Below are 24,078 nucleotides of genomic sequence, written 5' to 3'. Positions count from 1 at the left end.
TATTGAAGTTGCAAGAAGTTTAGCAACATCTTAGTATCTACACAAACTATCAACAGGTGGAGCAAATTGAATGGGTTCAGAATTAGATGCAGGCGTTAGTCTGCAGGACCAACCTAGCAGTGTTGAAGATAACGATCAGTTACTAAATGAAATCAAAAACGCAGTTCCAATCACCAAGCGTGAACAGACAGTTAAGAACCTAAAGGAGCATAAAGTAGCTCTTGGTGCCGCCTTGATAATTTCAGCTGGTGTGGCATTAAACACATCTTCAGTAGAAAACGTTTGGAAATGGATTAAGTTGCAGGCACAAGAAACTATGGCAACAGGGCAGTTATTGTCCGAAAACCCCATTGGTGTTTTCCGTTCCACATTCATTGGCTATACGGGGGATATAAAGGACTACGACCAAAGTAAGCTCATTGCGTTGAAGTTTGACTCCATCACTTTATACAAAAATGACGCTGTTCGTTTCAAATCTGAATTCATCATACAACAGAGCGACTACCAATTTAATGACTGCCCGCTAATGGTCGAAGGTATTCTTGATGGTGCTGATGGCGGTATAAGCGAAGGAAACTACTTAACGGTGCTCGCTTGTGATGGACAACCATCAAGATTGCTTGATAACTATCGTCTTGTTGCATTTCCACCAGAAAAGAACGCGCTATTAGCCCCGGCTAACTACTACCTTTATGAAAATTCAGGGGCTGAGTCATGAATAATACCTTTGAAAGCGTAACGGTGATACCTACGGAAGAAGTGTCCATACCATGCGCCGAGTGTGGCGATCATGTGAAAGGGAAGGACGGCGACTGGTTAAACTTGGATATCGGCAAGCCTGCTAAAGGTATAGGTTGGTCGTATACAGTGACACTTTGTCCGAACTGTGGCGTCACCTATATGCTTAATCTCGCTGTAGTTGAGCAACCGTTAGACGAAGAAATTGCTATTGATCATTGCCATACATTTGGGTCAGAACGTTTTGTTCATCTAAAAAAAGGTAACATTACCATCCTCGGCCATGAATGGTTCGACGTAACCTTTGAAAACCCACTTGGTAACTTTGAACCCCAAAAGCAACCAGCTATGGCTGAGTATTCATTCGGCCCACTTAAAAACAGCATTCAACTCGAAGAACTGGCGCAACGGTTTACAGATTCGTTGATTTACCGGGTTCAACTAGAAAAGCTCACCCCTAAGGACTAACAATGAAGTCAAAATTAATCTCCTTAGCCTTACTTGCCACTAGCGTACTGTCCGGATGTTCAAGCTATCAAGACAGTGCTACAGAGATAGCTCAAGTTGAAAAAACAGAAAGCGTTGTTTCCCCAAAAGTTGAAGCCAGATTATCGGAACTTGAAGTGGTTAGCCCTATCGCCTCACGAACGATTCGAATGATAGGTATGAAACGTGATAATGAATGCGGTGTTTCGTTTACAGAGACCGAAATAATGAATATTGGGCAAACTAACCCATACTTTGGTTTCTTCGTAGCAGTAAGTCACGTTGTTCCAACTGATGACCTTGAAACATTGTATAGCACTGCAGAAAGCACGTTCAGTTGTGATAATAGTGAGTGGATCCAAAGTACTAAAACATCAGTCCTAAATCTGTTCCCTAATTTGCAGGAGACTAAGTAGGGTCAATAAGCTTTAAATCCGCATCAAAAAGGCACCCGAGGGTGCCTTTTCTGGTTCATTAGCTTGGATCATAGAGGTAAGGTTCGGCCATTCACATTTGCCTCGCCGTCAGATACCTTGATTCTGGTTTTGAACATTCCGTCACGATCAAGGATAGCAAAGCCTGTACTACTCGCTGATTGAGCGGAACCAACACCAAACACTTTATCAATTTCAGCCGCAGGGATATTAACGTCCAAGTCACCCTGGATAACCATAATTAATCCGAGAGGGTTAAGCATAAGGTTCGGCATCTTGCCTTCTGGCAAATTGACATGTAATTCCGTTGATAGCTTTCCGTTGTCTGTCGACGCGACCATTTTATCAATATTGAATTTCAAACCCGTCTCAAGTAAGCGCGCATACATCTTTTCCATTTTGCTAGATGCTAGGAAATTCGACGTGTCTGACTTCATGACAACCTTCAATTCGTCACTGAACTCTTCAATAGCCTTTGACTTAACGTCATTTACACTTGTCGTTAGGTTGACATCCTTCCATTGGATGAAACTATTCTCAAGCTCCTTAGCAATGCCATTGAATCTGAAATGATACTTGTCATCCGCAGTGTAAGTGCTTGTTGAAAAGCCTACGTTAGTCGCCAGTAGTTCGATAACGTCGTTATATTTAAGCTGTTTGAAGCTAGCAATACTAACTTGTTGGCTACCTTCACAGATCGTTTTACATCCGGTTAGAGGGCCGCGCCACTGGTAGTTGATACCGTCCAGCTTAATTTTATTACCGTATCCGCTACTGTTCATCTCAATGGAATCTGTGCTGGTTTTTAGGAATCCTTCACTTCCATCACTGCTTGAGGTGAAGTAAACACGGGTAGGGCTTATTGTCAGTAACTCACCGTAGCTAATGTGGTCTGTCATCCCAATAACATCATAATCACCACTCAGCGTATGTCTTGTCATTAACTGTCCTGGAAGGGGAAGGTGCTCACCTGCTGGGATCTCTAAGTTCAAGTTCTTGGCCACCAGCTGAGATGTGTTTTCGTCAAATTTTAAGTCGTGATTTATTTCGAAAGGATAAGCGAAATAACTGAGAGAGTGCGTTGCCTCTAATACGATCTGTTCACCAGATGTCAGTTGATCACCCAGCACACCAGCCGCTTTAGGGGAAATCTTTATCACGGTGTTTCCCGTACTACCAAGTAAGCCAATATTTAGCTGGTGGCTTTCAACTGTAATACCTTCGAGTGACTCGAGTTTCTCAATTGCGGCGTCGTAGCCATTGTTAATGGAAAAATAACCGTAAGTGCCAGATCCAAGTACTGCTAAAACAGTGCTTGTACCCGCAAGTAAGAGGGAAGTTGATTTATTCACAATCATACCTTTTCAGAATTTAGTACACCTAGATAGTACTACATTATCAATATCAGGCGTTATCAAGTATGTAAAAATGCCCATTGCTTTTATCGCAATGTAACCCTGTAAATCAAAAGTTAGCGTTTAACATTACGCCAGGGTTTAACTATAACCAGACTGGTTATGTCTATTTACATATGAAAAGAGGGCTTTACCTTGGAAAACGTTCAAGAAAACTCACTCGCGATGACACAGGATGAAAATGACAAAAAGTGGTATTCATTCAGCAAACTTAAAGGTGTATACCTGCTAGGTACACTCGTAGCGGTTTCTGCTTTCGGGCTATCAATGCAACAACCTGGCCCAATCTTAGAAATGGATACGCAAGGTGTGGCTAGTTATGTTCGATGTTCGGGTAGCTTGCTTGCAGACTCCGTAGATGAAAATGCCTGCCGTGAATACTTCGAAGACTACCTTTCTGACCGTATCAGCAAAACTGACAATCTGCCTCGAATAGTACCTTTAGATATTATTGGTGCTACATACCAATCTGCTCAAAGTGCATTCAAACAGGAAGGCTTCTCTCCGCTAAAAGATCTTGAAGTCATCACCCAAAACAAAGTGCAATTACTTAAGTCAGGTAAAGCGATCAGCGCCTCTTAATGCTAGGCATCGAGTTACAGAGTCTGGTTAGTGGACCAATGATGGTTACAGTATACGGCGTAGTGGTTCTTCTCATTCTATATCGTATCAACAAGTCATTTACGAAGGTCAAGTCAGTTACCTGTCCGAACTGCGGCTCAACAATGGTGATAAGGCGCGCATCAAAAGGGAAGCATACAGACAAGCCATTCTGGGGGTGCGTCAATTACGCGAAGAATGGATGTACCGGCATCCGTTCAAAATAACCACTACCGTCCTCAAATAGGACGGTATTTTTTTAGGAAAAAAAATTGAAAATTACGAATCTACAAGTCGGCCTTGGGATCATCGTTATCGCAACGATAGGCTTAGTGTTCACAAATCCTATGTATTGTTTTGTTTTAGCTGCCATAGGTATGTTCGTCATGTTTGGCTGGGAGCAATTACAAAAGTTGATGAACCTACCTAGAGCCAAGGATGAAACATTGAAAGATGCTGATGGAAATATCGTGGATTACACTTTGAGAAACGGCTTACTAACGAAAGCAGAGAGAAGCTTTTACGGTGTGCTAGTTGGTGTTGTTCCAGACGACTTGGTGGTCATGAGTAAGGTACGAATAGCGGATGTATTACATGCTAGCAAAGGGCTCAACCAAAAGGATTCGGGACGTTTGTTCGCCAAGATTTCTAGTAAGCACTTCGACTTCCTTTTGTGCTTAAAGTCAGACCTTTCTTATGTAGCAGCTATAGAGTTAGATGACGAATCACACCAGAAAAAGTCAAGAATTGAGAGGGACCAGTTCGTTGAACTAGCATGTAAAAGTGCAGGGTTGCCGCTTTACAGATGTCGTGCAAAATATGCTTATCAACCAGAAGAATTGAAAAGCTATTTATTCGAGACATCTGAACAACAAACATGGGAAGTGCCTAGTGAAAAAGCTTAAGTATATTTCTTGGGGCGTAGTAGTGATGTTATCGCTCTATATCGGTTACAAGATGACTCAGTACTTGTTAACACTGCTGGTGGTTACAGCATTAGGGTATATCGCTTATAGAACTATCAAATCAAAGTGTGAAAGTGCATAGAAGGTTTTACATTAAAATGGAGCCGCTCGTGGTTCCATTTATCCATCGTTATCGATTCAATATATGACCTCCTGAGTTTTGTGATTCTTTAATTAAGAAACAAAGCAAAAATATGATGAATATAATCATACATTTAGGTATTATTTACGATAAAATCACTTGAAACTAACAAACGTTCAACAAAATGGAGATCACTGTTCCTAGCACAACAACTCTAAATAGAACTTTAGCTACAAATATGACATTAAAAATATGGCTTAAAAAATCATCTGCTGACTATCAAAAAATGGCCCTATGACACAGCCTCCATTTCTCGGCTTATATCTCCCGCCTCGAAAAAAATCATATCGTTTTGAGATCTAAAAATGCAAAAATTTATTAGAGTATCTAATTTTATTAGCTTAATGGTGGGTGTGCTATCAGCAGCCTACGTTTTAATAATGGGTTTAGCTTCACCGTATACTATTTTATGGTTTTTTGGTGCATTCTTTTACATTTTAGCCGTTGAAAGACAGCAAGAGAAATTTTTTGGTAGATTTTCGCACAGAGAGGTAACCACAACGAGCTGGAAAGAAACGAGGGAGACTCGATATGGAGAAGTTACAAGAAATCGCTCTAGAACTGATTCAAAGAACGTTTATCACCTCACAAAGGAAGAGAAAGAAGAATCAGACTATTCAATGATGCCATATCATTTGCATATACCAACAATTATGTTATTGGGGGGGGATGTCTTTGGCTATTCGATAAAGTTATCAAGATTGTAATTAAACCTCTTGCTTCTTCATTTTGGGAAGTACCGCTAGCGTGGGTTGTGTCATTTCTTGCAAGTGCGTTTATTAGTTTGCTTATCATGCGCGGTGTTGAAGATTTACTAAAAAAATATAAGTTTCTCCAGCCATTTAGTGTGGTTATTAATTTTCCTGTATATTGGTTGTTTGGTCTTGCAAAAGGTTTTGCGGTATTGTGTATCCCTTACCACATCTACATGTATTTCATACACTGATATAGTTATTACCAACCAGAAATTACTGAATACCGAAAGTTCTCTAATGCCAGTCAGTTAAATGACTGGCATTTTTTATCGGTAATTTCCGGATAGAAGTTAGAAATAAACTCGACAAGCATGTCGTCCCTTCCAACCGTCGCTGACTCTATACTTGAGGTTTAAAGCTCTCTCCCAGCCCCAACAAATTAAACGGATAAAAAGCACATGCAAAACACAGTGCATAATCACCACATAGACCTCATGTAAAACTTATCCTTAAGCCATTAATTTTTTTGAGAGTAGGTTGGTAAGGTGAATCAATGGGTCGATTAGCATCAATATTCATAATTGGAGCAGTGGCAACATTATCAAGTAATGCTAATGCAGAGTTTGTATTTTTTCAGAAAGAAGTTGACAATGTTACGACGTCACTTGTTCCGCAAAAGTTCATCAACTCCACCAGTTTATCCCTCGGCATATCAGCTGGACTAGACCGAAAACTAAAACTCGAACTTGTTAATTCAACCGGACTTGTTATCTATACAACAACCACAGGGATGGTTACGGTCGATGATAGGATAAGTAATCCCGTTGGTAACGACTTTTATGGAAAGGTTATAAGCCTGCCGGAGCTTACCGATCAAGAGTCATATACGGTAACTCAAACGGTTCTTGATGGTAAATCAAATGAAATCAAATCGGAGTCATATGAGTTTACCGTTGACGAAGATGGAGTCTCTTTATCTGATTTTAGAGTATTGTATGTCAATGGTGAGTATGACCGGCCTACCTTTCAATATAACGGACAGCAGGTTTTATCATCGAGGAATACAGAGAGGATTACATCCGTATCAGCCTTCACTGGCGCACCGATACAAAGCGCAACTTTTACAACTTATTTTAATGACAATGGTAATTGGGTTAAGTACGCCGAGCAGGATGCATATACCAACGGTTCAGAGCTGTACCTCAGAAATAACCAACTGACGGCCCCATACAACGGTATAGCTAAGTTTCTCCCTTCAAATAGTACTAGTGAGGTAAGGGTTCAGCTTGCTGTAGTGGATCAAGCAGGAAATAAAAATATTATTTCTAAAACCTATCCTTGGGCTACATGTAGGATAAATAATGTGGCGATCACCAGTGAAATGAGGGATGACTTTGTAGGTATTTCTTCCCCTGGATCAAGTGGCATACCTGGCATCTCAAATACGGCTGGGTTTAAGTCGTTTAAAAAAGGCGAACCTATCACTGCTAATCCAGCGGAGTTTATAGTAAGGGTACCTCTTGAATATAGTCGCTTCAAACTGCCAATGTTTGGTTGGTCACCACGGTTCGCACAGTTAAATACTGCTTATGATCCTGTATCTGTGGATGCTAATTATGCATATTACAAGCAAGGTAACATTCAAGTAGAAAGTAACGGCCAATTGATAGGACGTAGGTTAATGTCTCCTGGTGGATACTGTACAGGTTATCTCGATGCTGGTACTAATTTTACGGCTGAGACTTTACCACCTGAAATGACCGATTTTTACATGACCCTGGATGATGGTCGTGAGATAAGAGTCAGTGGTACCTCAAATGATACCAATGGTGTCTATACGATCACTAAAGGCGTAAGAAATTCACTCCCAACCGGAAGCTATTATGAATTAGGATTTGGGAATAATAGCGGAGTTGAGTCAATCAAAAGCGGCCGGTTCGTTACAAAGATTCGTGAGTATCCCCAAACTGTATATTCAAATATTGATACTTCTAAGAGGTGTACAATACCCGCTGGAGAAACTGAATGTAGTGTCATGTATGACAGAACCCTGAAAAGCCTAAATAAGCTTTATATACACTCAAACTACGGAGCTGTATCAATCAATGCAAGCAACCCATCTATCAAGGATGGGTACACCATTATTTTTAAAGTCGATACTGACGATCCAATTATTGTCGATCATGATTTTAGTGAAGAAACATTAAAATTCAGTGGGAAAGTGTGGAATAGGGATGTTGAAGATGTGTACCGCAATTACTACATTTCAAATGCAATTGTAAATGCAAAGGATATAGACACTGGTGAAGTGGTAACCTTCAAAGCCAAAGTAGAACGTATAGATGGTACATATTACAAATTTTCTGGTGACGTGAGTTCGTTACCAGAGGGTCGGTTTGAGCTGGATGTGACTGTTTACGATAGTTTTGGAAACTATACAACTGAAACTCTCGGTAGTGTTACTACAGATAAAACCGAACCGGAAATCTCTGTAACGGTTGAAGGAGATGCGTTCGTTAACAATAGTCTAATAATGGGGTTGGAAAGCTTAAAAATCGATGTGGATGACATGTCTCAGCATCAATTGGATGGCGTTATTATTAGAGGTGGCCCGGCTTCGGATGAGTTGAGGCTAGACTTTGTAAATGTGGGTGATACAACCTATACCCTTGAATATCCAAGGTTATTTCCAAGTTTAGAACCCGATCAAAACTATTTTCTTGATATTACAGCTTCTGATGAATTTGGTAATGTTGCTAATAACACCATTCAGCTCAAGTATGTGCCCGCAAATACAATACAAATTGATGACCGCAAAATTCTCACTACTAGCCAGATTTTGAAAGACAGAAATAATGTCCCTATCTACCAAATTGTCAGTTCTGAGCTAAGAGATAATTCCGGTCAAATTATCACGGGGTCTGTTCCTGTCGTGTTTACTTTACGAAGCGATGCAGATTTTAGTGTTTTGGTTAATGCCCAGACAGTTAAACCCGGACAAAGTGTTCAATGGGACTTAAACATATCAACGGATGGAAAAGTATACTTACCAGTAACACCAGCGGTTGATAACGTAGAGGGCAAAGCCAACTTTATGTTTGAGATGACTAATGTCACCTTTGTCGAGTAGAGTGCTCCATTTGATATAGCAATTTTAAAAAAGCTGCATACCTGGATGCAGCTTTTTTTTGCCTTCTCAAAACCACCGGTTTCGTTCTTAGCCACAACCATTTATGTACGATTTGCATTTAAAAGGGATCGTCCCTTGTTTCCGGTTTCCATTTGCCTTTACTTGTCATAATTATACGATTATAGTTTTTACATGAATCATGTAATTTTAGGTTTTGTGTAAATGAATGCCGAATTCGAATTGATGAACTTTACGGAAAACTTGCCTAAGTCTTGGCAGGCTAAGTTTGTGTATAAAGAAGACCGTAATTACGACGGGACTTTAAGCCTTTGGTTGGGCCCAAAGCATCATCGTTTAAAAGTAGAATTTAAGCGTATACACCGTAAAGAAACTTTACGGAATTTAAGGATTGATGACCAATATGTGTTAGTCACGAACGCACTGACAGAATTCCTAAGAACTGAGTGTGATACCCTCGGTATCAACTACATAGACGAAGCTGGAAATATTAGGATCATTAATGATGATATGTATGTCCTGGTCACCACACCTAACTCAAATTCAGGTATTACAAAGCAACCTGTAGTCATGACGGAAGGGATAGTGAAATGCGTATTCGCTTTAATTTGTGAGCCATCTTTGTTGAAGTCAACCTATGAGAAAATTGCTTCGAAAGCAGGGATTTCCGTCAGTATGGCCAATAAAGCCATAAACTTCTTAGTGCAGAACAAACACATTCCAAAAGACAAAACTAAACGCAGGTTCTTTGACACTAGTAGGCTTATGTACGACTGGATTACGAGCTACTACAAACACATTGGTTCCAAGCAAATTAGCATACCATATCCACCGCCAGCAGACTGGAGAAGCATCGTACTGCCTGATAATGCAGTATGGGGTGGGGAAGCTGCAGCTGCAGAATTGACAGATTACCTACATCCCGAGCATCTATTACTGTATGCGCATCAACAAGTGCCAAAGTATGAAACCAATAAAGCGGATGCTAATGCACCTCGATTGAATGTGTGCAAACCATTCTGGGGAGTAGATTTACAGGTCACAGATACAGGTAGAGCGTTACTTACCATTGCTGAGTTAATTGCTACAAAGGATGGACGCAATAGAGAGGTCGCGGAGATAATAAATGACAGATTCTTACAGATTAAAACACTCCCTCAATGATCAGTTCATCAATGCGCTGACAGAAGTAGTGGCCGTTACAGACTCCCTTGATATTCCATATTTTATTGCTGGTGCAACCGCTAGAGATATTGTTCTACATGGCATTTTCGGGCACGCACCGGGGAGAGCAACCGCCGATATCGATACGGCTATCTTTGTCCATAACTGGACTCAGTTCGATGAAATAAAAGCATCACTAATAAAGTCAGGTTTAACGGAAACTGAAATGGTACATCGACTTCGTGAGCCAAAATCAGGGTACCCAGTTGATATTTTGCCATTTGGCGCGCTCGAAGACGCTGAAAGGCGTATTCAGTGGCCACCAAAATATAAAGAAACCATGTCAGTAATTGGGTTCTACGAAGCGTTTGAGTCATCGATACAGGTAGAAATTAATGATTTGACGTTTAAAGTCGCTTCTTTACCGGGTATCGCACTGATGAAGCTCATTGCGTGGTCAGAACGCGGAGTTGAAAACTCTAAGGACGCGAGTGACTTTCTTCTCTTAATTCAGAAATATCAGCTAATCCATTCGGACCGCATTTGGGAAGATTATGTGCCTTCTGATTATGAATACAACGTTGACGTGGTTACAGCGTTTCTTCTAGGTTTTGATGTTCGAGACATTCTGAAGGCTGAATCAAAGAGTATTTTGCTCGAGTTGAAGAACGATCACAAAGACCGGTTACTTACTGCGATGGCCAATGGTAATCGAGCAGTCGACATGGATGCTTTAGAACAACAGCTAGATGCATTTTGGCGTGGTGTATTTGATTCATAACTGCAAGTTGGAAGTGATTAAACAAGCCTAATTGATTTTTAGCTACCCGACATGTACGGTTATCGGTGTTAAGGATTTCACGATTTCCTTGAGCCTTTATAGGACGGGCGCTGGGGCAGTGTTTCAATACCTATTTTGGAGCCGATAATCCTACTTGTCGGCTCCATATATTCACTTCTACTGAGCGTACTAAATTTCTCGTTTTATCATGAATCATCATTAATTTTACATCTACGATGCTTTAGCCTCGGACCTTATTGTAACTATTTAATGGAGGTAATTTTCTATTCTCATGCTTTAAAAACTCTGGACGTTTAGTATGTTCATTTAGTCGTGCTAGCTGTCTTTCTAGTACAATCCAATTGCGTTCAAGCTCATCGAAACGATTCTCATATTTCTCATTGATCATTTGTATGTACTGATCCACTTGCAACAATGTACCTCCAGAAAACTCAAGTAACTCATCCTGAATTGACTTGAGTCTGTTCGCTTCAGATGATTTTAGCCGGTGATGGACATCTTGTTTTAGCTTCGCTTCATACGCTGTAATATCACGTTCTGCTTTTTTTACTTCATTCGAGTAGTTTTCGCGCAACTCGCGTCTCAGTTTTTCATAAGTATCTTTATCAGACAGATATTGCTTAACATGTTGTTGCGATAGAATTTCTGCTTCTAGTTGTTTGGCGTAATGTTCGGCTCTTTCTTCAATTTCATTAGCCTTTAGAGCCCAACTATGCGTAATTCTTTTAAAGTCCGAAATTTGATTGTTCAGTATTCGCAGATTTTTGTTTCCAGCTCCTATTTCTTGGCGTATCGTCCTTAAGGTACTACCTTGCTCTTTAATTACATCCGCGTTCAATTGATACATGGATTTACAGAATTCTGATATCGGGTTAAACGATATGCACTTTTTTTCTGCCGTAACTATAGCTTCCCTGACAAATGCAACATCCATAACATCAACACCGATTAACAATTCTTTAGGTAGTAGAATTTCTATTACATTTTGTCCTTGTCTACGGTATTCCTGAATCTTGGAGCTATCACATGGGTGCGTAACACAAATCTCAATAAGCACCCTTTCACCATCTATTGTTGTTCCTACAATATCCGGCCTTAATGTACCTAAAGTAACCTCTTGATGAACATCACTAAAGTGAACATCTATGTTATAAGGCATGCTATTCAACGACAACCAAGTGAATGTCAGGCACTTATCAGTAAGAAAAACCTCTTTAGCTAAAAGATGCAGTTCTGTTTCTCCAGACCAATCACAATTGCATTGAGTGACGTGAGAAAAATGGTGGTGGTTGCGTGTACCTTGTCTAGCCAACAGCGGTGTGCCACATACGATGCAAGTACAGTTGCACCTTCGACCATTTTCTACATGGTCAATCGATACAACATCACCATTCTGATCAAAAGCTCTGGTCATCTTCACCATCGACGTTATTTTTCCCCTAATGAACTTGATATGGATAATATAGATAGCATAATTTCTGAGGAATTCGCTACACCAAGGTGTGTCTGAAGATTAAAAAAAAAGCTGGCATTGCCAGCTGTTCTTCAAGTGATCTTGAGTGCTATTTGTTTGTGTGCTTCAAAGTCATGGCATTAAGGCGAGCTTTTAAAATCAAGACCAAAGATTCAGTGTCGTCCAATACGTCTAGAATATCTCTTTCCTTGGACTTCTCGATCTGTTCACGTAACCAATATGAAGTTGAAGGATCATTCATTACTTCTTGTTCATAATCAACAGTGTCCATTATAACCTCTCAGTTTTAATTATCTCGATATAGAAAGAGCTGGCATAGCCAGCTCTTTATTCTTGGTAATTGGTTACTAATTGATAGTACGCACTAGTCTAATCAGCTTGTGTGAATTCACATCAGTTACAAACTCAGTACCATCTTTGAAATCTACTACCATTCCTTCAATGCCTGGAATCGCATTAATATGATTCACATCCGGTGTGTTCGACCAGTAGACTGTCGATGACGTCGAAGGAAACACGTCTAGGTCAATTGCTGGGTTAACGCAGCTTCTTTCAACTAAGTGGCTTAGCTCTTTGATATTAGGTAGTCTCCAATCGTTATGACCTGCGAATGAATATCCTGACACGGTATTCAACGCGGCTTGCCAGCTAGAAACATTGGTAGGGTCGCCTGTGCAAGCTGAGTTGCTAAACGTTTCACCAAACGAGCAATATGTCCACATCAAACCATTGATGACGTCTGTTACTGTTCCGTCCGAATTAACTACAAATTGTTGGGTAGGGTGACTTTTATTAATAGATGTTTTGCAAGTTTGAGCCGAAACTGAAAACGATGCTACGGCTGCTACAGCCAGAATTACCTTCACTGCATTCATTATTGTGCGTCCCCTCTAACTAATCGAATATAATGAGCAGATTGCTTGTTACATAACTTGATCTGACCTGTTCCCTGGTTGATACACCATGCTGACCCTGTTCCGTTAGAAAATGGTGTGGAAGAAATATAGTCACCGTTCATATTGTCGTCGAAGTATTCAACTTCAGTCTCATCAGCAACGGTTGCTCTGTAATTGTAAATGGACTCGAGTTCGCCAACTTCTGGCAATCGCCAGTCTTTATATCCACACAGGGACAGATCATTAACAACAGTCACATAGCTATCTGTGTCGCAGTATTTGGAGCTAGAATCATAACCAACTTGGCCTTCTTTTTGGTATGCACACAGATTTGATACTTGGTACTGTCTATCTAAACGATCCCCCCTAGCCCCAACTGCCCCACCATTTGTAGTGCTATCGGAGTTATACCAATAGTATTGGTAATTCGTTGCTCTCCAGTAGGAGTTTGCATTGGTATATGGGTATGGGTTTTCGTCATCGTAACTGTCTAATTCATCACTTAACGCCGTACCTGTATTAGTAGGTAGTACCATTTCAGGTTGCTTAGTTTCCCAGACTAACCCGGTTCGATTATCTCGAACACAGGTGAAGTTATCTGCGTTGCTTGGTAATGCGTTCCCTGCGTGATCTAACTTCGTAAAGCTAAACCCTGCTGGCCCATCAAAATCAACGCTTTGATTAGTGACATCAAGGCCAAACTCGGCATCCTGACCTGGGTAAGTGGAGTTCGGTGATGTAGAGGTATATGTAGATCCGTCATACCATGATACCGACCCACTATCATTAAGCCCTAAATCACCTGGGATCATTACGATTGTTTCTGTGGTTTCACCCAAAGCAGCGTTGTTCGGAGTTTCGAGGTCGAATACGATGGATTCACCACCTTCTGGCAATGAATCATTAATCACAGATAGTGATATGACTACCTGATCTGCACCAGATGGAACATTGATTGGACTCGGTGTGTTTATCAGGAAGTCTGAACCTTCCTTCGCTAATCCAGTGACTTGGAACGGGATCTGTACATTTTTTTCAGTTGGTACGCTTAGGTTTATAACCAAATCATAATCGCCAGAAGCCTCTGATACTGTAACCAGACTTGATGCAAATGACACTTGAGTTTCGTCATCAGAGTCTCTGATTGTTACTTCCGTGCTCCCTGCGGATCTGGATACTTCACCAAATGATGGGTCAGAGATTGTAACCTCCAATAATTCATCATCTTCATCCAATTGGTCACCAATTAACGTCACTGGAATATCGATTCTAGTAACTCCTGCTGGAATTGTGACTACACCAGATTGAGCTTCAAAGTCTGTACCACTGGTTGCGGTTATTGAAGATATATCATAATGCAATGTGATATCGACTGAAGCTCTACGTGAAAGTGATACTGTCACGTCAAACGTTTGTAGACCATTTTCAGGTTCGTTAAATGAGACTTCTTGAACCATAGTAAAGGTTGGAGCTGTTACGCTTTCTTCGGTTGATGTACTTGATGAGCTGTCATCATCTGACTCTTCAGCACATCCAGAGATCATGTTTAAGCTAGCTAAGATAGCTATTGTAACTAGGTTTTTAGTAAGTGACATAGTTTTCTACCGGGGTGAACTATTCGAGCTTTAGCATTCAAAACTTGTGATTTTAAAAATCATTGTTTTTAAAAATTAAAGAACGTTAAATTTAAAATGCTACCACGCATTTAAAATAAATTGTTTGCGAACAAACAACAAGCTATAACCCACAAAAACCTTTTCTACTATTCGAGAAATTTGATAGAAAGCCTATGTTTTCCTGTTTTTCACATAAAAAAGGAGCTAGTCATGGTGACTAACTCCTTCCCCGGCACTACGTAAATGTTCGGAAAATTAAAGTTTTAGACCTTCTACATATAAAGTCATATCTGCGTATGTAGTCGCGCCCATTTCTTTAATGCCAAAGTCTTTTAGTTCAAGGCGTGTGTTTCCCTTAAGACCTAAGCGCTCACCACCCCAAGGATCAGCACCACCACCTATTACGGATGCTTGGATTGTGATCGGGTGAGTTACGCCGTGTAGTGTCAGATCACCGATCACGTCCATGTTGCCATCTTTCTTGTCGATCACTTTAGTAGAAGTGAACGTAGCTGTTGAAAATTTACCAGCGTCGATAAAGTCTGCACTGCGAATGTGCTTGTCGCGTTCCGCGTGATTTGAATCCAAGCTTGTCGTATCAACAACCACTTTTACTTTAGAAGCTTCAATATTGTTTTCGTCGTAGCTGAAAGTACCTTCGAAATCATTAAAACGACCTTGAGTAATGCTGTAACCTAAGTGACTAACTGCAAAGTTAATTGACGCGTGTGCACCAGATGTATCAATTTTATAGTCAGCAGCGTTTGCTGTCAGTGGTGCTGCCATTGATAAGAATAGACCGGCGGCGACTAGAGACTTTTTCATCTTTACTTCTTCCTAACATCTTATTGAGTGTTTAATCTTTGTTAATAACGTGGTGCTTTACTGCAGCTAACGCATGGATAGCAACTAGGTTGTCGTTCATAGTTCTTTATATATAAATGACATGTTAGTTTGTTAACTTAAAATACCACGCTTTCAAAAAATATAGTTTTGGATTATACGTGACTATCATAGATAGGCGCTTACATATTTTTGAATAAGATATTCTAAAAAATTGAACAAACTTTTTCGGTGGGATACTGTCACTGACTTTCTGATTTTCTATGGTTTTTGTTTTGAATGGATATGACATTGTTCTTATGGGTAAATGGGCAACCCACTATTGGGTTACCGATTTAAGGTATATCGGTCAATAATTTCGATATACCATTCTGAGGTGTATTTTTTGGTGCATGAAAAAGTGAATTGATGTTGGTGCATAACCTACAGTCTTAGAAAGAAGTCAACATTTAAGCCTCGGTAAGTCCCGCCACGACGTCGTATAATGCGGCGTTTTCATCGCTGAATCACATTCCCATTTTCTTGGTATGCCCTGTGCAGCCAGAAATACAGTGTTTTTTCCATATTTCGTATTTAATCCGTCAAAGACACTCATAAGTTCTGCCCGGTTCGGTGATGGGTTGAACAAGTCTTCTTGTGCATGCTGGCCGTCAACAAGGTCAATGAGCCCTACTCCGACTCGATAATATTTGACACCCTGTTTGAACATTTCTCTTGCCATCTGTGCTGCGTGCCTAGTTATCTGATCGGCATCTGCTGTCGGGTAAGCGAACTGGTGCATTGCCTTATAGTTAACGGGACGCTCGTCATATGATGAATTTCCAGCAAAGCACACCATTACGCGGCAAAGCGATTTCTGATCACGAGCTTTTCTGGATGCTATACCAGCATGCTCACAAATCTCCTGGATTAATTCTTCCTCAGTAGTCAGCCGGTCGCTTGTACTTCTTGTAGAGAAAATTTCTTTCTTCGGTGCCCTAACATCATCCCAAGTTTTACATCGTTGTCCGTTTAGTTCCCGTACTATCCGCTCCATTTCGACACTAAATTCGCGCCTTGCTTTACGTGGGTCTAGTCGTGAAAGCTGCAATGCGGTATCGAGGCCCATAAACTTGAGCCTTGTGGCCAAACGAGCACCAATACCCCATACTTTATCAACAGTCATTTTTGCCAGTACATCTTCAATTTCTTTTCTTGTATCCAGTACGCAAACACCGCGAAAACCTGGTAAGCGTTTCGATGCATGGCTCGCGCATTTTGCCAACGTGAGCGTGTGAGAAAATCCACAGCAGACTGGTATGCGAACCTGCTTCCACACTGCGCGGCGTATTTTCATACCATGCTCAAAGAAATCAGGGATAGTGGCTTCACATCCAGAATAATCCTGAAACTGTTCGTCAATGGAATACACGTAGCTTGAAGGAGCGAAACTACTCATTACTGTCATCATCTTCCCGCTTATGTCTGCATAAAGGGGGAAGTTTGACGTACAGACCACCACGCCATAATGATCACAAAGTGCTTTAACCTTGAAGTAAGCAGAGAATTTATTTATTCCCAAGGATAAAGCCTCTTTGTTCGCCGCAACGATAATCCCATTTTCATTAGATAGGACGATTACAGGTTTCTTGCGCCATGAAACTTCGAAGACCTGGTGACAACTTGCATAAAAGGCTGATGCATCCGCTAAGCAATACATTTCATTTGGCCAGTAAGTTAGATGGTCTAAACATTCTGAGGGAGAAACTACACACTCCCTCTATAGCGAAATCGTCGAGTTCATCAATAATCACTGGCCGATACGTTGGATTGGCTGATAGTAGTTGGCGCTGCTCAATGTCTATTATCTTTACAGTCAGCTCACCGTTTAAAATAGCGACGACTACATCACCAGTTTTAGCATTTAGAGAGCGGTCGACTAATACAGGATCACCGTCAAACAACCCCACCCCTTCCATTGAATCGCCATTTACAATAGCGAGGAAGGAACTGCTAGGTCTTTCAACGAAATCATCAAGGGACAGGTCGAGCATCTTGTGCTGATCCGCATAGGATTCGAACCCTACGATGCCAGCATGCGGCTTTAACGGAATAAGTTTCATAAAATCCAAATACTGTTTATATATACAGTTATTTTCGTCTGACTTGACGATGAATTCAAGCTCTCTGTTTATCCTGAACAGCCAGTTTGTCATTTACCCATCAAAATGCTCAATTTTCAAACTGACCATATCGGCGCTTTTAACGTGATCTTATTTGTTATAAGATACTGGTGTTATATACAGTGCGTGGTGTTGTAGCGCGTTGGAAACCATGTGATAGCTTGATAATTACCGATACATAACAAACAACTCAAAATGACGAATAAACAGCTAGTTGAGTACGATCAGCCTTACATTGACCCCCTTCTAAGTACAGGGATTTCAGCGCAAGTCGAAATTGAATCAGAACTTTCGGATGACGCGAAAAAACTGCTCCAGAAAAGTTTTTCCAAAGCAACACTTGATGCCTACCTGTCTGACAGTCGAGTTTTTTGTGCCTGGTGCGATGTGAAACGCATCAATCCAGGTAGTGCTACTACTGGCGAAATCATTAACTTTCTTACAGACCAGACTGTAGGAAAGCTAAACCGATGGGTTTGGACAGATAAATCAGCGCGACTTGGTTATCTTACTTCTGGCGAGCCTCTTGCCTACTCTACGATTTATCGGCGCTTGAACGGGGTAAAGTTTGCGTTGAGAAAGTATTACAACCGTTCATTCACTGAAACGGAACTTCAATATTTTAGTGACATTATGAAGGGCGTAGCCGAAGAGCTTGGTACAGATAAACGAAAGGTTAAAGGTATCTACGTCGATGACCTGCGCATAATTTTTTCACAGATGGATCTTACCGACCAAGTGGACCTAAGAGACAGAGCTATTTTGATGCTCCTCTTTGCGGGTGCCTTTCGCCGCTCCGAAATTGTCCAACTTCAATATTCAAACGTGAAGCTTTTTCCAAGCAAAGGGCTCAAGATAAAACTGGATAAGGTCAAACGTAAACAAAACGGTATGGTCAAAATCATTGTAGCTGGTGGTAAGGGAGAAATGTGTCCGGTCCTATTCCTATCAGAATACTTCTCGGCGGCAGGAATCACTGACGGTTTTATTTTCCGACGCTCTAACCGTAATCGTACAATGCTATCAACTCCACTTACCGGAGATGCGATTAATAAAATGGTGAAGGAGCGTTGCAAACGAGCTGGATTAGAAGGTTTGTATGGTGGTCATAGCGGGCGACGCGGCTTTGTTGAAACTACAGTATCCGCCGGTAAGACAATGAACAAGGTAATGCAGATGACAGGCCACAAGTCAGTTCAGATTCTCCAAGAATACTTTGACGATGTTGAAGCTTGGGATGATGACAATGCAGGGCATGGCCTTTACTAGTTACACGATTATTACATTATGAATTTGTCGGGATAGAAGACTCTAACCCGACAATTAGCACTAACTGATTTTTATGGGGTGATTAAATTCGGCCTTGTTCCTGAAGCCACCATTTTGGTGCCCAACTAGTTGCACCAACAGATAACTCTTGATCTCCGCTAACTGGGTAGCATTTCTTTAGTTCTTCTAGAGCTGGTGAGTTAGTTCGATTACTTCTGGTATTCGGATACATAGAGTGCAGCCAATGACCGAGATAACTTTTGAAAGTAATATGCTCGCCAATTTGGTAGTAACAATTATCCATTAACGATCTATAGTAATGCCCGATGGATACCAATATATAACCTAAAGCCTCATACTCTTTGCTGTCGCTTTCATGGCAGGAATATCCGTATTGTTTCAACTTTTCCTTATCAATACTCCATCTAGTTAATTGCTCAATATGCTCTAGTTGTGAATCACTATTGATTGGGGAAAATAGCAAGTTCCAGAATTCGGTAACTAGTTCGGCGTTTGTCTCTTGAACTACGCAGTCAGATAGCACGTTTTTGATCAGTTCTGAATGCGTTTCAATTAGACAAATACTGGATTTTGATTTGAGTTTTGTACCATTCTCATGAAGAATCAAATGGTCAAAATCAGGAAATCCCAGGTTCTGAGCGATTTCATTCAAGCACTCGTGATGTCGCTTTTCTGGAAAAATTTTACCTAGTTTTCTGGCTTGTTTTTTGACGTGTGCAATTAAATTTTTGTTTGTCGATGACATATCGTTTTCCTCAATAGCCATACATTAAGTGCACCCCTCACTAATAACATGGCTGAAAAAAACGTTGAAGTTGGAATGGTAGGTTCTCTGAAAAGATTCGCCTTTGGGGTGGGCAGGCGCCCTAAATGCGCCTGCTATAACAATGCCTTAAAGTAACGTGCTTTGTCAATGGGTAGAATCACTTTGTATATCCCTGGAGTTATACAGTTTCCACCTTCCTTTTTATCACTACGAATTCATAATACACGAACAACAACTATCTAGTTTGAAACCGTATGCTTATGACAACATACTTATGTCGTTTCTATTTGACTCCCTCACCATCCGCGTATTAGTTGGGCATCGAATATTCATCCAAGGATAATGTGCGGAATAAACTGGCTGCTGTCTTTCGTGATCTTCCCTTCATCTTCTCGGATACCGATACCAGCCGCTTTATCATTCACAAGCCAACTACCGATCAGAACATGATTGTTACCAAAGGTTGGTAGTGGAGTGTATGCCTGAACTATTTTTCCTTCACTGCCATAAGGACCATCAACTGACTCAACGACATGGCCATCTTTCACAATTGAAATGTTCGACCCCTCCCTTGAGAAAATTGGCTTGATGACGTGATGACCCAATTTCTTAGCTCGTGGATCATCCTCAAAATATGCTTCCAGTAGATTTGGGTGGTTGGGGTACATCTCCCAAAGCAATGGTAAGATTGCCTTGTTAGAACTGATGCACTTCCACAGTGGCTCAATCCAATTGATCTCGGCAGTTGCTAAATGCTGATTATATTCCTCGCGCAACATAAACTCCCAAGGGTAGAGTTTAAAAAGCGTATCGATTGGTTTGCTATTTGCGTCCGTGAAAAATCTACCATCTTCTGAAATACCAATGTCTTCAACGTAGACAAACTCTGTATTAATCCCCGCTTCTTTAGCGCAGTCCTGCAGATATTGAACCGTACCTCGATCTTCGATGGTGTCCTTACAACACGCAAAATGCATAGTATTGAATGCAAGTGTTGGTTTGAGTTCTAGTAGGCGTCTAACAAGTAAGTCTTCTAATAAGTTGAATTGGTCAGCTTGTGGCGGTAACTCCCCTCGCTCTACCTTTTGCTCCAGCCATAACCAGGAAAAAAAACCTAGTTCGTACAAGCTAGTCGGCGTATCACTGTTAAATTCCAACAGCTTCGCCGGGCTATTTCCGTCATAAGCTAAATCGATACGACTGTATAAGCATGGATCACGTCGTTGCCATGATTCGCGCACAACTCCCCACATTGTCTCTGGAATCTGAAATTTTGCCATGAGCTCATCACTCTCAACGACTTTCGCAATAGCTTTGAGACTCATTTGATGAATTTCTTCAGTTGGGTCTTCTATGTCTTTCTCGATTTGTTCAAGTGTAAATTGAAAGTAGCGGTCCTCTGTCCAATACGGAAGCCCATCGAGCGTATGATAAGAAAAATCATACTCTATAGCTGTTTGCTTCCAGTCGTGTCGTGGAGTGGTTGGTATCTGTAGCATTTAGACCTCTATGTCTTAGTTAGTGCCTAAGTAAATGTTCTAGTAGCTTCTCACTGCCATTGAAATCGGCAAGAGCACTTACGCAGTCACTAAAAAGCCGGTTAAGATTTAAACCGGCTTGAATGAATTATTAGTTAAAAGTTAGCCGCCCCAGGAGCTTCGTGAACTTACCGAGCTACCCCAACCACCGCGAGAAGAGGTTTTCACTACTGGTTTACTTTTGTAGTCATACTTGAACCCACCGGAAGTTTTTGAGCTTGAACTTGATTGGTAACCTGTTCCACCCATTGCCTGCTGTTGCTTTTCTTTATCACGAGCAGCGTTATACATACGTTCTCGGTGCCGACGTTCACTAGCATCATCTACCGCATCTATTACACGGCCTGCGATATAGGCGTTCGCAATTGTGTTTGCTACGCTATGACCTGAGTTTTGTCCATCATTAGATCTAGGATTTACCTCAGCGCTAGTGTAGGAACTATCTTGTTCAGAACGTAGGCGAACTGTTGGTAACGGATGCAAATAACGGTCTGTCATTTTGAAGCTTAAATGGTCAATATCATTGGCATTGCCGACTGTCATTCCATCAGCGAAAAACAATTTCCCGTATTTGTCAGAATACGTTGAAGTCGAAGTGAACAGAGGCTGCACGAACAAATCACCATACTGACGTGAAATGTAGTAGTTCTCATAGTGCTCAGGCTTAACAGGTGCAACCATGAAGGCATCAAGTCTTGGTCGGAAGCCAAGGCCAGCTGGCATTACATCACATACACCATACTCCAGTTCGCATTCTGCTTGTTTGCGAAACTTTTCTGTTGTTCGGTCGGCCTCACGCTGTGCAATTTTATATGCTGCGTCACATTGAGCACCCAGCTGCGCTTTGTCATCAGCTTTACAGGATTCTACGTCCTCATAGACTTTAATCCGCAGTGGGCTGTCAGATTGACAACCAGCCAGTGTTGCCAATGCAATCGGAGCCAGAGCAAAGTTACGAAATGTTTTGCGTTTCCCGTCTAAATTGACACGGCTACGCATTCGACGCTTTTGATCAGTCATGTGCTACCTCACTAGTTAATACGTTAAGCAGGCTGCGTTCAGAAGACCAACAGCAATAGATACGGATGCAAGTAGTACTGCCGCTGGTTTTTCATCCGCTTCGATACGCTGAACGAGCTTTGGCATCATTAGACTTCTCACCCCAACATAGCCTAATGCCTGTGCAACCAACGCCACGGCGCCCCAAAGTGCGTAATCAATAATTCCGACAGAATGCTCAGCTGCACTTGAAATGGCGATCGCGTATCCGATGACCGCACCGCCAAGTGCAATAGCTGCTGACAAGTTTTTGTCTTCCTTAATCAGCTTCCACTCGTTATATGGGGTCATACCCATGTAGATGAATTTAAAAGCAACTAGGAACGCCAAGGACAAAGCAAAGTAACCAACGAACGAAGTAATCCCATTCATAAAGGCTGTCATTGCTGCACTTTCATTTGCTAATTCGATCATTTTTATGCCACCACTTTATAATCTGTAATTTTTAATTGAATACCGGTTGCACGGTAACGAAGTCTGTCAGGACGGTTGTTATTGATCCGCTCTTCACCAGCTATCAATAGTTCTTCTGTAACGCCACCTTCAATTGTTCTTGAATACAACATTGCAAACGTGTCGGCTTCGCTTTTAACACCAAACTTATTGATCATTTTTTCTGTCATAAGTACGGGCTTCTCGTTGTCCCAATGTGGTTGAAACAAGTGACCTTCTAACTCCTGCTCTTTAGTTACGATTTGTTCATTTAGCAGGTTGTCCCAAGAAGTTGGAGTATCAATCGGAGTTGAGTCATAAAAGTACCAAAGGCTTATTTCCTTAATACCGGTATCATCTGGCCCCTCAACCAAGACCTGAAAGTATCCCTCGTCGTCAGTGTAATAACGAACTAGTCGGGTATCGTCACCCAGCTCAATGACACCTACGGCCAAAATAATCTGGGTAGTCGCAGCATTTTCGATGGTCAAATCGGGCTCTCTGAGCTTCAACATCAGCGGATCGATTTCAACTACACCACCAAGGCGTAATCCACCAAATTCAGGGATAATTTCCGGGTTCTCTATTGTTTTATTGCTTCCAAAGGTCGACCTTAGAGCGGTACTGATTTTTTTAAACATGATCTTTTCCTTTATTCCGAAAAAATGAACCCGCTAAATAAGCGGGCTCGTATCAAGGAGAATCGCGCCAGTATTATTCGGCTGATTTTTCTTTGTTGAGGATTGCTGCTAGCTGGTCTTTGGCTGAAGTGCTGCCGCCAATACCTGCGGCCTTAAGCTTTTGATCCAAATCGCTAGAAGTTGCAACGTCACTTAACTCTTGTTGAGCTTCTAATTTTGCTGCCTGTTCGGATTGCTTCGCTTTAATACGATTTAAAGAATCAAGGGCAGTACTTGTTTTTGATTTAGCACCAACAACTGACGCTTGGGTTGCAATTTGAGCTTTTTGAACGCTATCTGTGGCTTTCACAAGATCGATTTGTCGGTCAATGCTGGCGATATTTTTACGCGACTCAGCAATGTTAGCTTTGTGCTTTTGTTCTGCGTTTTTAAATTCTTGAAGCTGTGTTTCTTCCACACCTTTTTCTTCATTAAGGTCAGCAACCTTTTGAGCACATTCAAGAGCTAAGTCTTCGTGGCCAGCTTCATTAGCAGCGATCGCTTTCTCTGTGTACTCGTTAATAGCCTTGTCGTAGTCAGACACTTTGCTTTCTGACATTTTACGTTTAGCCACAATATCAACTAATGCATTTTCTGCTTTACGAACAGCGGCTTTCGATTCGCGTTGTTCTTGCTCAAGAATAGTAATAGCGTTTTCGTCAATAACGTTCTCAGCTACTTTGTTTACGTTACCAGTGATGATGCGGAACAATTTACTTAGTGACATGCTTTA

Annotated in this window: 25 protein-coding genes; 11 read left to right on the top strand and 14 right to left on the bottom strand. The window is 41.3% G+C overall.

The features are described from left to right. Positions 1 to 70: 70 nt before the first annotated feature. The 3 genes from R7127_RS20770 to R7127_RS20760 are packed head-to-tail and all read left to right on the top strand — an operon-like array spanning position 71 to position 1,640. Positions 71 to 718, top strand: coding sequence for a hypothetical protein (locus R7127_RS20770; protein ID WP_318148512.1), 648 nt, complete (start codon positions 71 to 73; stop codon positions 716 to 718). Continuing rightward, a complete protein-coding gene (locus R7127_RS20765) occupies positions 715 to 1,206 on the top strand; it encodes a hypothetical protein (protein ID WP_318148511.1) in 492 nt (163 codons plus the stop codon). The genes R7127_RS20770 and R7127_RS20765 overlap by 4 nt, the downstream gene beginning before the upstream one ends. A gap of 2 nt (positions 1,207 to 1,208) precedes the next feature. Then, positions 1,209 to 1,640, top strand: a complete 432-nt coding sequence (locus R7127_RS20760; RefSeq protein ID WP_318148510.1) for a hypothetical protein — start codon at positions 1,209 to 1,211, stop codon at positions 1,638 to 1,640. 68 nt (positions 1,641 to 1,708) lie between these two features. Here R7127_RS20760 and R7127_RS20755 read toward each other — a convergent pair whose 3' ends face one another. Then, the gene (locus R7127_RS20755; RefSeq protein WP_318148509.1) at positions 1,709 to 3,010 is read right to left on the bottom strand and encodes a DUF945 family protein; all 1,302 of its coding nucleotides are present in this window, start codon (positions 3,008 to 3,010) and stop codon (positions 1,709 to 1,711) included. A 198-nt stretch (positions 3,011 to 3,208) separates the two neighbouring features. On the opposite strand from R7127_RS20755, the gene R7127_RS20750 reads away from it, so the two are divergent. The 7 genes from R7127_RS20750 to R7127_RS20725 all read left to right on the top strand — a co-directional run bounded on the left by R7127_RS20750 (position 3,209) and on the right by R7127_RS20725 (position 10,568). Next, positions 3,209 to 3,655, top strand: a complete 447-nt coding sequence (locus R7127_RS20750; protein ID WP_206953881.1) for a hypothetical protein — start codon at positions 3,209 to 3,211, stop codon at positions 3,653 to 3,655. After that, positions 3,655 to 3,900: a recombinase zinc beta ribbon domain-containing protein gene (locus R7127_RS27090; RefSeq protein ID WP_411977865.1), complete on the top strand. Its 246-nt coding sequence runs from the start codon at positions 3,655 to 3,657 to the stop codon at positions 3,898 to 3,900. The genes R7127_RS20750 and R7127_RS27090 overlap by 1 nt, the downstream gene beginning before the upstream one ends. 45 nt (positions 3,901 to 3,945) lie before the next feature. Continuing rightward, on the top strand, positions 3,946 to 4,578 hold the full coding sequence (locus R7127_RS20745; RefSeq protein ID WP_206953882.1) for a DUF2726 domain-containing protein: 633 nt from the start codon (positions 3,946 to 3,948) through the stop codon (positions 4,576 to 4,578). 507 nt (positions 4,579 to 5,085) lie between these two features. Then, entirely contained in the window at positions 5,086 to 5,487 is a 402-nt protein-coding gene (locus R7127_RS20740) for a hypothetical protein (RefSeq protein WP_318148508.1), read from the top strand. A gap of 541 nt (positions 5,488 to 6,028) precedes the next feature. Continuing rightward, a complete protein-coding gene (locus R7127_RS20735) occupies positions 6,029 to 8,605 on the top strand; it encodes an Ig-like domain-containing protein (protein ID WP_318148507.1) in 2,577 nt (858 codons plus the stop codon). A gap of 222 nt (positions 8,606 to 8,827) precedes the next feature. Continuing rightward, a complete protein-coding gene (locus R7127_RS20730) occupies positions 8,828 to 9,787 on the top strand; it encodes a type IV toxin-antitoxin system AbiEi family antitoxin (protein WP_318148506.1) in 960 nt (319 codons plus the stop codon). Next, positions 9,750 to 10,568, top strand: coding sequence for a nucleotidyl transferase AbiEii/AbiGii toxin family protein (locus R7127_RS20725; RefSeq protein WP_318148505.1), 819 nt, complete (start codon positions 9,750 to 9,752; stop codon positions 10,566 to 10,568). Before R7127_RS20730 ends, R7127_RS20725 begins: the two co-directional genes overlap by 38 nt. 241 nt (positions 10,569 to 10,809) lie before the next feature. On the opposite strand, the gene R7127_RS20720 is transcribed toward R7127_RS20725, so the two are convergent. From R7127_RS20720 to R7127_RS20690, 7 genes are all read right to left on the bottom strand, one after another. After that, the gene (locus R7127_RS20720; protein WP_318148504.1) at positions 10,810 to 12,012 is read right to left on the bottom strand and encodes a competence protein CoiA family protein; all 1,203 of its coding nucleotides are present in this window, start codon (positions 12,010 to 12,012) and stop codon (positions 10,810 to 10,812) included. A gap of 139 nt (positions 12,013 to 12,151) precedes the next feature. Further along, the gene (locus tag R7127_RS20715) at positions 12,152 to 12,334 is read right to left on the bottom strand and encodes a hypothetical protein (protein WP_206953894.1); all 183 of its coding nucleotides are present in this window, start codon (positions 12,332 to 12,334) and stop codon (positions 12,152 to 12,154) included. Between the two features lie 76 nt (positions 12,335 to 12,410). Then, positions 12,411 to 12,938 carry a DUF1566 domain-containing protein gene (locus R7127_RS20710; protein ID WP_206953896.1) on the bottom strand — a complete coding sequence of 176 codons (528 nt, stop codon included), beginning with the start codon at positions 12,936 to 12,938 and terminating at the stop codon, positions 12,411 to 12,413. Beyond that, complete coding sequence (locus R7127_RS20705) at positions 12,938 to 14,554, bottom strand: DUF1566 domain-containing protein (RefSeq protein ID WP_206953898.1); 1,617 nt, start codon at positions 14,552 to 14,554, stop codon at positions 12,938 to 12,940. Before R7127_RS20705 ends, R7127_RS20710 begins: the two co-directional genes overlap by 1 nt. A gap of 276 nt (positions 14,555 to 14,830) precedes the next feature. Next, the gene (locus R7127_RS20700; protein WP_318148503.1) at positions 14,831 to 15,400 is read right to left on the bottom strand and encodes a YceI family protein; all 570 of its coding nucleotides are present in this window, start codon (positions 15,398 to 15,400) and stop codon (positions 14,831 to 14,833) included. A 460-nt stretch (positions 15,401 to 15,860) separates the two neighbouring features. Then, a complete protein-coding gene (locus R7127_RS20695) occupies positions 15,861 to 17,117 on the bottom strand; it encodes a Y-family DNA polymerase (RefSeq protein ID WP_318148502.1) in 1,257 nt (418 codons plus the stop codon). Position 17,118: 1 nt separating this feature from the next. Continuing rightward, complete coding sequence (locus R7127_RS20690) at positions 17,119 to 17,613, bottom strand: LexA family protein (RefSeq protein ID WP_373896986.1); 495 nt, start codon at positions 17,611 to 17,613, stop codon at positions 17,119 to 17,121. 162 nt (positions 17,614 to 17,775) lie between these two features. Here R7127_RS20690 and R7127_RS20685 point away from each other — a divergent pair, with 162 nt between their 5' ends. Further along, positions 17,776 to 18,849 (top strand): tyrosine-type recombinase/integrase, encoded by a 1,074-nt coding sequence (locus R7127_RS20685; RefSeq protein ID WP_318148501.1) that lies wholly within the window; start codon positions 17,776 to 17,778, stop codon positions 18,847 to 18,849. 82 nt (positions 18,850 to 18,931) lie between these two features. On the opposite strand, the gene R7127_RS20680 is transcribed toward R7127_RS20685, so the two are convergent. The 6 genes from R7127_RS20680 to R7127_RS20655 all read right to left on the bottom strand — a co-directional run bounded on the left by R7127_RS20680 (position 18,932) and on the right by R7127_RS20655 (position 24,072). Then, on the bottom strand, positions 18,932 to 19,615 hold the full coding sequence (locus R7127_RS20680; RefSeq protein ID WP_318148500.1) for a hypothetical protein: 684 nt from the start codon (positions 19,613 to 19,615) through the stop codon (positions 18,932 to 18,934). Between the two features lie 350 nt (positions 19,616 to 19,965). Further along, positions 19,966 to 21,135 (bottom strand): glutathionylspermidine synthase family protein, encoded by a 1,170-nt coding sequence (locus R7127_RS20675; RefSeq protein ID WP_318148499.1) that lies wholly within the window; start codon positions 21,133 to 21,135, stop codon positions 19,966 to 19,968. Between the two features lie 141 nt (positions 21,136 to 21,276). After that, positions 21,277 to 22,194: a DUF1190 domain-containing protein gene (locus tag R7127_RS20670; RefSeq protein ID WP_206953910.1), complete on the bottom strand. Its 918-nt coding sequence runs from the start codon at positions 22,192 to 22,194 to the stop codon at positions 21,277 to 21,279. Between the two features lie 15 nt (positions 22,195 to 22,209). Continuing rightward, complete coding sequence (locus tag R7127_RS20665; RefSeq protein ID WP_206953912.1) at positions 22,210 to 22,647, bottom strand: DUF350 domain-containing protein; 438 nt, start codon at positions 22,645 to 22,647, stop codon at positions 22,210 to 22,212. A gap of 2 nt (positions 22,648 to 22,649) precedes the next feature. Next, positions 22,650 to 23,306, bottom strand: coding sequence for a YjfK family protein (locus R7127_RS20660; RefSeq protein ID WP_318148498.1), 657 nt, complete (start codon positions 23,304 to 23,306; stop codon positions 22,650 to 22,652). 73 nt (positions 23,307 to 23,379) lie between these two features. Then, a complete protein-coding gene (locus R7127_RS20655; protein WP_318148497.1) occupies positions 23,380 to 24,072 on the bottom strand; it encodes a PspA/IM30 family protein in 693 nt (230 codons plus the stop codon). Positions 24,073 to 24,078 lie beyond the last annotated feature (6 nt).

The sequence above is a fragment of the Vibrio sp. 1159 genome, from assembly GCF_033340395.1.
Lineage (GTDB): Bacteria > Pseudomonadota > Gammaproteobacteria > Enterobacterales > Vibrionaceae > Vibrio > Vibrio alginolyticus.
This window is presented reverse-complemented; position numbering and strand designations above follow the sequence as displayed.

Excerpts from the sequence above, each read along its gene's own strand:
- R7127_RS20770 (WP_318148512.1), top strand. The coding sequence starts at position 71 with ATGGGTTCAGAATTAGATGCAGGCGTTAGTCTGCAGGACCAACCTAGC.
- R7127_RS20765 (WP_318148511.1), top strand. The coding sequence starts at position 715 with ATGAATAATACCTTTGAAAGCGTAACGGTGATACCTACGGAAGAAGTG.
- R7127_RS20760 (WP_318148510.1), top strand. The coding sequence starts at position 1,209 with ATGAAGTCAAAATTAATCTCCTTAGCCTTACTTGCCACTAGCGTACTG.
- R7127_RS27090 (WP_411977865.1), top strand. The coding sequence starts at position 3,655 with ATGCTAGGCATCGAGTTACAGAGTCTGGTTAGTGGACCAATGATGGTT.
- R7127_RS20740 (WP_318148508.1), top strand. The coding sequence starts at position 5,086 with ATGCAAAAATTTATTAGAGTATCTAATTTTATTAGCTTAATGGTGGGT.
- R7127_RS20735 (WP_318148507.1), top strand. The coding sequence starts at position 6,029 with ATGGGTCGATTAGCATCAATATTCATAATTGGAGCAGTGGCAACATTA.
- R7127_RS20730 (WP_318148506.1), top strand. The coding sequence starts at position 8,828 with ATGAATGCCGAATTCGAATTGATGAACTTTACGGAAAACTTGCCTAAG.
- R7127_RS20725 (WP_318148505.1), top strand. The coding sequence starts at position 9,750 with ATGACAGATTCTTACAGATTAAAACACTCCCTCAATGATCAGTTCATC.
- R7127_RS20720 (WP_318148504.1), bottom strand. The coding sequence starts at position 12,012 with ATGGTGAAGATGACCAGAGCTTTTGATCAGAATGGTGATGTTGTATCG.
- R7127_RS20715 (WP_206953894.1), bottom strand. The coding sequence starts at position 12,334 with ATGGACACTGTTGATTATGAACAAGAAGTAATGAATGATCCTTCAACT.
- R7127_RS20710 (WP_206953896.1), bottom strand. The coding sequence starts at position 12,938 with ATGAATGCAGTGAAGGTAATTCTGGCTGTAGCAGCCGTAGCATCGTTT.
- R7127_RS20705 (WP_206953898.1), bottom strand. The coding sequence starts at position 14,554 with ATGTCACTTACTAAAAACCTAGTTACAATAGCTATCTTAGCTAGCTTA.
- R7127_RS20700 (WP_318148503.1), bottom strand. The coding sequence starts at position 15,400 with ATGAAAAAGTCTCTAGTCGCCGCCGGTCTATTCTTATCAATGGCAGCA.
- R7127_RS20695 (WP_318148502.1), bottom strand. The coding sequence starts at position 17,117 with ATGTATTGCTTAGCGGATGCATCAGCCTTTTATGCAAGTTGTCACCAG.
- R7127_RS20690 (WP_373896986.1), bottom strand. The coding sequence starts at position 17,613 with ATGACAAACTGGCTGTTCAGGATAAACAGAGAGCTTGAATTCATCGTC.
- R7127_RS20685 (WP_318148501.1), top strand. The coding sequence starts at position 17,776 with ATGACGAATAAACAGCTAGTTGAGTACGATCAGCCTTACATTGACCCC.
- R7127_RS20680 (WP_318148500.1), bottom strand. The coding sequence starts at position 19,615 with ATGTCATCGACAAACAAAAATTTAATTGCACACGTCAAAAAACAAGCC.
- R7127_RS20675 (WP_318148499.1), bottom strand. The coding sequence starts at position 21,135 with ATGCTACAGATACCAACCACTCCACGACACGACTGGAAGCAAACAGCT.
- R7127_RS20670 (WP_206953910.1), bottom strand. The coding sequence starts at position 22,194 with ATGACTGATCAAAAGCGTCGAATGCGTAGCCGTGTCAATTTAGACGGG.
- R7127_RS20665 (WP_206953912.1), bottom strand. The coding sequence starts at position 22,647 with ATGATCGAATTAGCAAATGAAAGTGCAGCAATGACAGCCTTTATGAAT.
- R7127_RS20660 (WP_318148498.1), bottom strand. The coding sequence starts at position 23,306 with ATGTTTAAAAAAATCAGTACCGCTCTAAGGTCGACCTTTGGAAGCAAT.
- R7127_RS20655 (WP_318148497.1), bottom strand. The coding sequence starts at position 24,072 with ATGTCACTAAGTAAATTGTTCCGCATCATCACTGGTAACGTAAACAAA.